Here is a 5313-nt window from a genome sequence, read left to right on the forward strand (position 1 = left end):
GTTCAAGGTTTAAGGCTTAATGCTCAAGCTCGAAGGCTTAATGTTCAAGCTCGAAGGCTTAATGTTCAAGGTTTAAGGCTTAATGCTCAAGCTCGAAGGCTTAGTGTTCAAGTTCGAAGTTTCAACACTCAAGCTTATCTCCCCAATGCCCCATGCGCCATGCCCAATGCCCCATGCCCAATGCCCCATGCCCAATGCCCCAATCTTAATTACTTCAACTCCAGGCTGATTTGCTGTAAGTTACCAGTAAAGGCAAACGGTACTTGATAAGTATCAACAACGGGAGTACCTGTATCTCTGCCAACATCAAATGTTTCATCTAGGGCTAAACGGTAAGCAATGGTTTTTTCCACACGTCCTTCGGCTACCTGTTGGTCATTGATGAATAGTTTGCCGATTCCACCTGCACCTACAGCGCCACCGTCATAATCAAAGTTGAAACGAAGTGTAGATTTACCAGAGGGCAATTTTTCTCTTGATTGGATGATGTAGCGGGCAGTATTGGCGTAGTTGTAGGCATAGGTAGGCTTGCCATCCTCAAGGAAAAAACTCCAACCAGCAAAGCGTCCCCCTTGGGTCAACAGGACACCCTCTGCCCCACTTTCAGGAATTTCTACATTAGCTGTGATGCTGAAGGATTTATTTTTCAGGTTTGGGGCGCTACCTTCTGGAATGCCGAATGTACCAGGATAGTAAGTGAAAGTTGTGCGTCCTCTGGTGAAGCTGGGGCGAATTTTAACATCAAATCTTTCAGCGATGCGATCGTCTAGTGGTAATACTTGGTGCTTGCGGGCTTCCTTTAAAAACAACTTTTGCAGTTTTTCTAACTTGTCTGGGTTTTCCTTTGCTAGGTTGTTCGCTTCGCTAAAATCTTCTGTAATGTTGTACAGTTCCCACTCATCTGTATCAAAGTTCCCTTTGACAGTTCGTTCCCAAGGTAAGCGACCGTGACGCGCTGCCGCTACCCAACCTTCATCGTAAATGGCTCGGTTGCCCAACATCTCGAAATACTGAGTTTGACGATGAGAGGGAGCATCAGGGCGATCGAAGGTATAAACAAGGCTAGTACCTTCAATTGGTTGTTGCTTAACACCATTCACTTCTTTAGGAGCAGTAATTCCCGCTACTTCTAAAATGGTGGGTGCAATATCAATTACATGATGGAATTGGCTGCGAATGCCACCTTGGTCTTTAATATTTGCGCCCAAAGAAATCACTAAGGGGTTACGAGTTCCGCCAAAGTGAGAGGCGATTTGTTTTGTCCATTGGAAGGGAGTGTTGACTGCCCATGCCCAAGCCGCCGGAAAATGGTTAAATGTTTTGGAACTACCCAAGTTATTATATGCAGCTAGCAGTTGTTGCAAATTTTCGGGTACACCGTTGAAGACTTGGAGTTCGTTGACGCTGCCTGTTAAACCGCCTTCTGCACTAGCACCGTTGTCTCCAACAATATAAATGACTAGGGTGTTATCCAATTCACCAAGTTGGTCAACGGCATCAATCAGCCTTCCTACTTCATAATCTGTATGACCTAAAAATCCAGCAAATACCTCGGCCATGTGGGCATAGAGTTTTTGCTGTTCTGCTGTGAGGGAATCCCACGCTGGCAGTTCTTGGGGGCGAGGAGTGAGTTGGGCATTGGCAGGAATTACACCCAGTTGTTTTTGACGGGCAAAGATTTCTTCGCGTAATTTATCCCAGCCTTGGTCAAATTTGCCTTTGTACTTGTCAATCCAAGCTTTAGGGGCGTGGTGGGGTGCATGAGTGGCTCCGGTGGCGAGATAGGCGAAAAAGGGTTTTTCAGGAGCAATGGATTTTTGGTTGCGAATCCAGGCGATCGCATGGTCTACTAAATCAGGAGTCAGGTGATAATCTGGCTTGTTGGTTGGTTTCTCTACTCGCCTAGTATTTTCTACTAAGGCAGGACTCCACTGATTAGTATCACCGCCAAGAAAGCCGTAAAAGTACTCAAATCCTAACCCTGTAGGCCAGCGATCGAAAGGCCCGGCGGCACTCGTTTCATAGTCTGGGGTATTGTGCCATTTACCGAAAGCTGCTGTGTTATAGCCATTTTGTCGTAGTATTTCAGCAACGGTGGCGGCACTTTTAGGCAAAATTGTTGTGTAGCCAGGATAACCTGTAGCTAATTCCTCAACAACCCCTGTATTAACTGAATGATGATTGCGTCCAGTTAACAAAGCTGCCCTGGTAGGCGAACACAGGGCTGTGGTGTGGAATTGGTTGTAGCGTAATCCTCTTTCGGCTAGGCGCGTCAAATTTGGAGTGTCCACCGGGCCGCCAAAAGTACCCGCTTGTCCAAAGCCCACATCATCTAGGATCGCTAGCAAGACATTGGGTGCTTTGGCTGGGGCGGTTATGGGTTGGGGAAAGTCTGGTTGTGATTCTTTGTAGGTGAGGCCGATTTTACCTTTGAACTCTGGCAGAGGAACGGGTAAAACTTGGGATGTAGCTGCTAGGGCGGGGCCATTGACCATCAACAAAGTGATGAGCAAAGATAAAGCGATCGCCTTTGCAATTTCTGGAAACAAATTCCAGTGCTTGGATTCAAACTTCATTCTTCATCCTTTCTATAGTCAGGTTTTTCACTAAGCGAAATCCGATATGGGTAGTTCCCGTGTCGGGGGCTTGAGATTCTCGCGCTGCTGGGCGGAAGCGGCTGCAATAGTTGATCGCACACAAATAAGAGCCACCTTTGATTACGTGTAGAGCGTTTTCGGTGGGTTTGTTGGGGTCAAAACTTTGTTCTGGGCCTTTTGGGTTGACACTGTGGTTTTTTTGGTTGTGTCCTGGACGAAACCAATCGGAGGTCAATTCCCAGACATTACCTGTGATGTCATACAGACCATAACCATTTGGCGGAAAAGAACCAACCGGGGCAATACCCACGTAACCATCACTTTTGGTATTGAAAAAGGGAAAAATTCCTTGCCAGGTGTTAGCTTTTTTCTCAGAGTACTGGTTGCCCCAGGCATAAGTTGCAGCATCTAACCCACCACGGGCGGCGTATTCCCACTGGGTTTCGGTGGGTAAGGATTTTCCTGTCCATTGAGTGTAAGCTACAGCATCTTCGTAGGCAATATGAACGACTGGATAATTATCTTGATGTGCGATTGCACTTTCTCTTCCAAATGGATGTCGCCAATTCGCCCCAGTCTGCCAATGCCACCAACTCAGTTGTTTTGCCCCTGGTTTTGCGATTTCAAACACCAAGGAACCTGGTAATCTCTGCTCATCTGGCAAGTCGGGAAACTCTTCTTTTGATAAAGGGCGCTCTGCAACTGTCACATACCCTGTAGCTTTGACAAATGCCGCAAACTGTGCATTTGTCACTTCATATTTATCGATACAAAAGGAACTAACTCTTACCTATTGAGCTGATAGTTCTTCTATCAAACCAGAATTATTCGATCCCATTGTGAATGTCCCACCGGGAATCATTACCATTTCTGATGGACAGGAATTTACGGTAGCGGCAAAAGCAGGAGAAATGATGAATGCCATTGCTACTCCTGTAATTAATAACATTACTAAAAAAACTTTCTTTAACACAGTGGTGTTGACTGCTAATAAAAATAAATTAAAATTCAGACTAAATATTTCTAAAACATTTACTGTGTAAAGTTATGACGTAATAATAGTCGAAAATCTAGCAATTTTTCATCAAAAATTACCATCAGTGTAAACTAATTTAAAAAACTTTACCTTGTTTGAAGTTAATATATACTTTATATCGATAGAGTTACCGTATTTATTACGATATTGATAACTTACCTCTTAGAGAAAAATAAGTCAAGAACTTTTTTGGCTGACATGATATAGCCTGAGAATTGATATCTGATTCGTAAAAAAATCTAAAGACAACTGAATCTGGCTTGACTACTGACTACTGACCCTGAGAGGATGTTTGAAAAGTCATAATTGATGTATCAAATATTTTTTACCCCACCCTAATCCTCCCCTTATAAAGGGGAGGGAACCGGATTTTCTGATTTCCCCCCTTTATAAGGGGGGATTAAGGGGGGTAATAATTCGATAAAAATTACAACATACCACTTTTCAAACAACCTCTAATAAAAACTCCGATCTGTGGGTGGAGTTTTTTATTGTTTGGGGATTTTTTATATTTGTTGAACTCAACCTTTGAAAGCTGAAGTACTACTACAATGAACTTTTATTGAATTGTATTGAATTATGAGTAATCGCATTTCATCAAAGAAATTTTATCGAGCAGTTTCACAAGATATTTCATGTTAGAAAATACATTGACTTGTTTCTCTACTTCCTCCTCTCTAGAATATTTCAAAGCATAAATTCCTGCTGAATATGCAGCTTCAATTCCCACATCGCTATCCTCAATGACAACACAATATTCAGGCGAGAATCCCATTCTATTTGCTGCGTATAAAAATAAACCGGGATCGGGTTTCCACGAGCCAATATCATAAGAACTAAACAAGCGATCGCCAAAGTAATGCGACAGAGCAGTTACATTTAAAGCCTTGCGAATTTTGGCTATTGGCGCACTTGAGGCAACACAAACAGGATATTCCAGAGTTTTTAGCATCTCTGGAACGCCTGTGATTGGTTGCAAGTAAAATTCAAATAATTCATCTACTCGGTGACGATATGTTGCCTCAAAATCTCTGGGCAGCTTTTCGCCATACTTCATTTCTATGTCCGCTAAGATTAAAGCTAGCTTTCTGCCACGATATCGACGAATCAGACTTTCAACGGAGTCGTTGATAAAAGGTAGCAAATCAATAAAAGCTTGGTTACAAAGCCGCTCGCTATCAACTAACGTTCCGTCCAAATCAAAAATCACACAAATATGCTTCATGTTCTCTCGAATTTTGAGTGGAATTTTGCTCTAATACAAAAGCTTTGAGGTCGGTAGTTGGTAGATTAAACAATGATAAATGAGAGGGAGTGCAAGATAATTTCGCAAAAGCTGAATAGAAATCAACAATATATTGAGCAGAATAACCACTAGCTGTAGGGACAAAGCAAACTCGCGGCTTATCTTTATCTACTAGTCCTAATATATATTTGTCTAATAGAGGGTTTTTAGGTTCCATTGAAAAGCCGCCACCACCCATTGTAAATATTTGTTTGCTGGGAAGATTATTGCTCATATTAAAAGTTGAGAATTTATAGCAGGAGGCAGGAGGCAGAAGGCAGGAGTTAAAAGTATTACTATTCCTGGCATCCAAGCTTTTACAATGTCCTAACCTATGTGATTACGGCTATATAACTTCAGCAAAATTATTTTGCTAGGGCGTGTCATCAATTAGG

General features: G+C 42.7%; 4 protein-coding genes and 2 pseudogenes. 2 read left to right on the top strand and 4 right to left on the bottom strand.

Annotation, left to right across the window (positions count from 1 at the left end):
* Window positions 1-267 (top strand): annotated as a pseudogene (locus A4S05_RS42815) (hypothetical protein); the annotation flags it as partial.
* Here the strand turns inward: A4S05_RS42815 and A4S05_RS37645 are convergent.
* Both A4S05_RS37645 and A4S05_RS37650 read right to left on the bottom strand, forming a co-directional pair.
* The gene (locus A4S05_RS37645; RefSeq protein WP_084227413.1) at window positions 210-2576 is read right to left on the bottom strand and encodes an arylsulfatase; all 2367 of its coding nucleotides are present in this window, start codon (window positions 2574-2576) and stop codon (window positions 210-212) included. The pseudogene A4S05_RS42815 and the gene A4S05_RS37645 sit on opposite strands and share 58 nt — an antisense overlap.
* Window positions 2566-3375: pseudogene (locus tag A4S05_RS37650) on the bottom strand (formylglycine-generating enzyme family protein); the annotation flags it as partial. The gene A4S05_RS37645 and the pseudogene A4S05_RS37650, both read right to left, overlap by 11 nt.
* Window positions 3376-3436: 61 nt before the next feature.
* Between A4S05_RS37650 and A4S05_RS42450 the strand changes: the two are divergent.
* Window positions 3437-3640: a hypothetical protein gene (locus A4S05_RS42450; RefSeq protein ID WP_176727230.1), complete on the top strand. Its 204-nt coding sequence runs from the start codon at window positions 3437-3439 to the stop codon at window positions 3638-3640.
* A gap of 570 nt (window positions 3641-4210) precedes the next feature.
* Here A4S05_RS42450 and A4S05_RS37655 read toward each other — a convergent pair.
* On the bottom strand, window positions 4211-4858 hold the full coding sequence (locus A4S05_RS37655; protein WP_069074837.1) for an HAD-IA family hydrolase: 648 nt from the start codon (window positions 4856-4858) through the stop codon (window positions 4211-4213).
* Window positions 4833-5153 carry a Type 1 glutamine amidotransferase-like domain-containing protein gene (locus A4S05_RS37660; RefSeq protein WP_069074838.1) on the bottom strand — a complete coding sequence of 107 codons (321 nt, stop codon included), beginning with the start codon at window positions 5151-5153 and terminating at the stop codon, window positions 4833-4835. The genes A4S05_RS37655 and A4S05_RS37660 overlap by 26 nt, the downstream gene beginning before the upstream one ends.
* Window positions 5154-5313 lie beyond the last annotated feature (160 nt).

The sequence above is a fragment of the Nostoc sp. KVJ20 genome (assembly GCF_001712795.1).
In the GTDB taxonomy this organism is placed as follows: domain Bacteria; phylum Cyanobacteriota; class Cyanobacteriia; order Cyanobacteriales; family Nostocaceae; genus Nostoc.

Bases quoted from the DNA above. Each gene is read 5' to 3' on its own strand.
- A4S05_RS37645 (WP_084227413.1), bottom strand. From the start codon at position 2,576: ATGAAGTTTGAATCCAAGCACTGGAATTTGTTTCCAGAAATTGCAAAG.
- A4S05_RS37655 (WP_069074837.1), bottom strand. From the start codon at position 4,858: ATGAAGCATATTTGTGTGATTTTTGATTTGGACGGAACGTTAGTTGAT.
- A4S05_RS37660 (WP_069074838.1), bottom strand. From the start codon at position 5,153: ATGAGCAATAATCTTCCCAGCAAACAAATATTTACAATGGGTGGTGGC.